We start from the raw sequence: 4,353 nt of genomic DNA, 5'->3' as shown, positions 1-4,353 counted from the left end.
GCCACCATGGAGTGGGTGGACGGCAACATCGGGTCCAAGGTCACGATGAAGTATCCGGCGGTCTGGATGACCGGCGAGTACGCCAAGGGCGAGGTGCTCTCGGTGGCGTTCGCCGGCGAGGGCCAGCACCAGGACACCGGTGCCAAGATGCTGCACCTGGCGCCTAACACGTCGAGCAACATCGTGTCCAAGTCGGTGGCGCGCGGCGGTGGTCGTGCCTCCTACCGTGGGCTGGTCCAGGTGAACAAGGGTGCGTATGGATCACGGTCCAGCGTGAAATGTGATGCGCTGCTGGTGGATACGATCAGCCGCAGCGACACCTACCCCTACGTCGACATCCGCGAGGACGACGTCACGATGGGCCACGAAGCGACCGTGTCCAAGGTCAGCGACAACCAGTTGTTCTATCTGATGAGTCGCGGGCTGACCGAGGACGAGGCGATGGCGATGGTGGTGCGCGGCTTCGTCGAGCCGATTGCCAAGGAATTGCCGATGGAATACGCCCTGGAACTCAACCGGCTGATCGAGCTGCAGATGGAAGGTTCGGTCGGCTAGTGACGGGATTGACTGAAGCGGTCGAGGGTTCGACCCTCGCCGCTGCCAACAAGGGCGAGCTGTTCTCCTCATTCGACGTCAACGCCTTCGAGGTTCCCGGCGGTCGCGACGAGATGTGGCGGTTCACCCCGCTGAAGCGGCTGCACGGATTGCACGACGGTTCGGCGCATGCCACCGCGGCTGCGAAGATCACCGTCAGCGAGCAGCCCGCTGTGCGGGTGGAGAATGTGCGTCGGGGTGACGAGCGCCTCGGACAGGCCGGTGCCCCCACCGATCGTGTTGCTGCACAGGCGTTTTCATCGTTCAATGCCGCGACTGTAGTGACCGTCGCTCGAGATACCCAGGTCGCCGGGCCGATCGAGGTGGCGATCGAAGGGCCCGGTGCGGGCGCGGTGGCCTATGGACACCTGCAGGTGCGCGTCGACGAGCTCGGCGAAGCGGTGGTCGTCATCGATCACCGCGGCAGCGGAACCTACGCCGACAACGTCGAGTTCGTCGTCGGTGACGCGGCCCGGCTCACCGTGGTGTGGATCGCCGACTGGGCTGCTGATGCGGTGCATGTCAGCGCCCATCACGCCCGGCTGGGCAAAGACGCGGTGCTGCGCCACGTTGCAGTCACCCTCGGCGGCGATGTGATGCGGATGACCGGCACGGTGAGATTCGGAGCACCCGGTGGTGACGCCGAGCTGCTGGGCCTTTACTTCGCCGACGACGGTCAGCACCTCGAATCGCGGCTGCTGATCGACCACGCCCAACCGAACTGCAAGTCCGATGTGCTGTACAAGGGTGCGCTGCAAGGGGATCCGGACTCGAAGCGCCCGGACGCACACACGGTATGGATCGGCGACGTGCTGATCCGCGCCGAAGCCACCGGAACCGACACCTTCGAGGTGAACCGCAACCTGGTGTTGACCGACGGCGCCCGCGCCGACTCAGTGCCCAACCTCGAGATCGAGACCGGGGAGATCGTCGGCGCCGGGCATGCCAGTGCCACCGGCAGATTCGACGATGAGCAGCTGTTTTATCTACGTGCCCGCGGCATCCCGGAAGAACAGGCCCGCCGCCTGGTGATTCGCGGATTCTTCAACGAGATCATCGCCAAGATCGCGATCCCCGAGATACGCGAACGCCTGACCACAGCCATCGAGCACGAACTGGCCATCACGGAATCGAGAAGTACCGCCTCATGACAACTCTGGAAATCAAAGACCTCCACGTCAGTGTCGAGAACGCCGCCGACGGCCACGAGATCGGCATCCTCAACGGGGTCGACCTGACGATTCGCTCCGGCGAAACGCACGCGGTGATGGGCCCCAATGGATCTGGCAAGTCGACGTTGTCCTATGCGATCGCCGGACACCCGAAATACCGCGTCACGTCCGGTTCCATCACGCTCGACGGGCAAGATGTCCTGGCCATGAGCGTCGACGAACGTGCTCGCGCCGGTCTGTTCTTGGCCATGCAGTACCCGGTCGAGGTGCCCGGTGTGTCGACGTCGAACTTCCTGCGCTCGGCTGTTACCGCGGTCCGCGGCGAGGCGCCCAAGCTGCGGCACTGGGTCAAAGAAGTCAAGTCCGCCATGGCGGACTTGGACATCGACCAGGCCTTCGGCGAGCGCAGCGTCAACGAGGGATTCTCCGGCGGTGAGAAGAAGCGGCACGAGATCCTGCAACTGGGCCTGCTGAGGCCCAAGATCGCCATCCTCGACGAGACCGACTCCGGTCTGGACGTCGACGCGCTGCGGGTCGTCAGCGAGGGCGTCAACCGGTACGCCGAAGCCGGCTGGGACGATGGCACCGGCCAGCCGGTGCGGGCCGGCATTCTGCTGATCACGCACTACACCCGAATCCTGCGCTACATCCACCCGCAGTTCGTGCACGTCTTCGTCGGCGGCCGGATCATCGAATCCGGTGGCCCTGAGCTGGCCGACGAACTCGAAGAAAGCGGCTACGTCCGCTTCACCAGCCAGACGGCCACTTCGGGAGCGTGAGATGACGGTCTCGGCCACCCGCCCCGCGACGTTTGACGTCGCGGCGATCAGGGCCGACTTTCCGATCTTGAGTCGCGTCATGCGTGGTGGAAATCAGCTGGCGTATTTGGATTCCGGGGCGACATCGCAGCGCCCGCTACAGGTGCTCGACGCCGAACGGGAATTCCTGCTTACCTCCAACGGCGCGGTGCACCGCGGTGCGCATCAGCTGATGGAAGAGGCCACCGACGCCTACGAGCAGGGCCGCGCCGACATCGCTGCGTTCGTCGGAGCCGATCCCGACGAGCTGGTGTTCACCAAGAACGCCACCGAATCGCTCAACCTGGTCTCATATGTACTGGGGGACAGCCGTTTCGATCGAGTCCTCGGATCCGGCGACGTCATCGTCACCACCGAGCTCGAGCATCACGCCAATCTCGTTCCGTGGCAGGAGTTGGCCCGGCGGACCGGCGCCACGCTGCGCTGGTACTCGGTTGTGCCCGACGGACCCGACGCAGGACGCATCGACCTGGATTCACTGCGGCTTGATGGTGACGTCAAAGTCGTTGCGTTCAGCCATCACTCGAATGTGACCGGCGCGGTCGCGCCGGTGGCCGAGTTGGTCGAGCGGGCCAAGAACGTCGGTGCGCTGACCGTGCTGGATGCCTGCCAGTCGGTGCCGCACCAGCCCGTTGACTTCCAGGCGCTCGGCGTCGATTTCGCCGCATTCTCCGGGCACAAGATGCTGGGCCCCAACGGAATCGGCGTTCTCTACGGCCGCGCCGAATTGCTCAACGCGTTGCCTCCGTTCATCACCGGCGGTTCGATGATCGAGACGGTCAGCATGGACGCCGTCACATACGCTGCACCGCCGCAACGCTTCGAGGCGGGAACGCCGATGACGTCCCAGGTCGTCGGACTGGGTGCCGCTGCGCGCTACCTCAGCGACATCGGCATGGCGACCGTCGAAGCTCACGAGCTCGAGCTCGTCGCCGCCGCGATCGACGGACTATCCGCGATCGACGGGGTGCGGATCATCGGCCCGACGACGCTGGAAAACCGTGGATCGCCAGTTTCTTTCGTGGTCGATGGGGTGCACGCGCACGATGTCGGCCAGGTACTCGACGACGACGGTGTCGCGGTTCGCGTCGGACACCACTGCGCGATGCCGCTGCACCGCCGATTCGATGTGGCGGCGACCGCGCGCGCATCATTCGCGATCTACAACACCATGGACGAGGTCGAGCGGCTGGTCGCCGGGGTGCGTCGTGCCATCGACTTCTTCGGCAGGGCGTGATCGGCGATGCGTCTTGAGCAGATGTATCAGGAAGTAATCCTCGACCACTACAAGCACCCGCAGCACCGCGGCCTTCGCGAGCCGTTCGGCGCGGAGGTGTATCACAAAAACCCGACCTGCGGCGACGAGATCACGCTGCGGGTGGCGCTGTCGGAAGACGGCGAGACGGTCGCCGACGTCTCATACGACGGGCACGGTTGCTCGATCAGCCAGGCGGCCACATCGGTGCTTACCGAGCAGGTGATCGGGCAAAGCGTCGGACAGGCGTTGAAAACCGTTACTGCGTTCAACGAGATGGTGTCGTCACGCGGAAACATCGAAGGCGACGAGGACGTGCTGGGCGACGGGGTAGCCTTTGCCGGCGTCGCGAAATATCCGGCTCGGGTGAAGTGCGCGCTGCTGGGCTGGATGGCGTTTAAAGACGCCCTGGCCCAGGCGTGTCACGAGGTGGAGGAGTCAACAGATGAGTGACATTGCAGCTCCGGACAACGAGTTGCTGGGTGACATCGAGGAGGCCATGCGCGACGTCGTG

At 64.6% G+C, this 4,353-nt stretch carries 5 protein-coding genes; all 5 read left to right on the top strand.

The annotated features are described in order from the left end of the window. Positions 1 to 555 (top strand): SufD family Fe-S cluster assembly protein (locus AC2VOG_RS12565; RefSeq protein WP_486940227.1); only part of this gene is annotated, 555 nt, incomplete at its 5' end. Next, positions 555 to 1,745, top strand: coding sequence for a Fe-S cluster assembly protein SufD (gene sufD, locus AC2VOG_RS12560; protein WP_486940226.1), 1,191 nt, complete (start codon positions 555 to 557; stop codon positions 1,743 to 1,745). The genes AC2VOG_RS12565 and sufD, both read left to right, overlap by 1 nt. Continuing rightward, on the top strand, positions 1,742 to 2,545 hold the full coding sequence (sufC, locus tag AC2VOG_RS12555; protein ID WP_486940225.1) for a Fe-S cluster assembly ATPase SufC: 804 nt from the start codon (positions 1,742 to 1,744) through the stop codon (positions 2,543 to 2,545). Before sufD ends, sufC begins: the two co-directional genes overlap by 4 nt. Position 2,546: 1 nt before the next feature. Continuing rightward, positions 2,547 to 3,821 carry a cysteine desulfurase gene (locus tag AC2VOG_RS12550; protein WP_486940224.1) on the top strand — a complete coding sequence of 425 codons (1,275 nt, stop codon included), beginning with the start codon at positions 2,547 to 2,549 and terminating at the stop codon, positions 3,819 to 3,821. Positions 3,822 to 3,827: 6 nt separating this feature from the next. Next, positions 3,828 to 4,292: a Fe-S cluster assembly sulfur transfer protein SufU gene (sufU, locus tag AC2VOG_RS12545; RefSeq protein ID WP_486940223.1), complete on the top strand. Its 465-nt coding sequence runs from the start codon at positions 3,828 to 3,830 to the stop codon at positions 4,290 to 4,292. The last annotated feature ends 61 nt before the right edge of the window (positions 4,293 to 4,353 follow it).

Source organism: Mycobacterium sp. TH-M11, from assembly GCF_057473725.1.
This window is presented reverse-complemented; position numbering and strand designations above follow the sequence as displayed.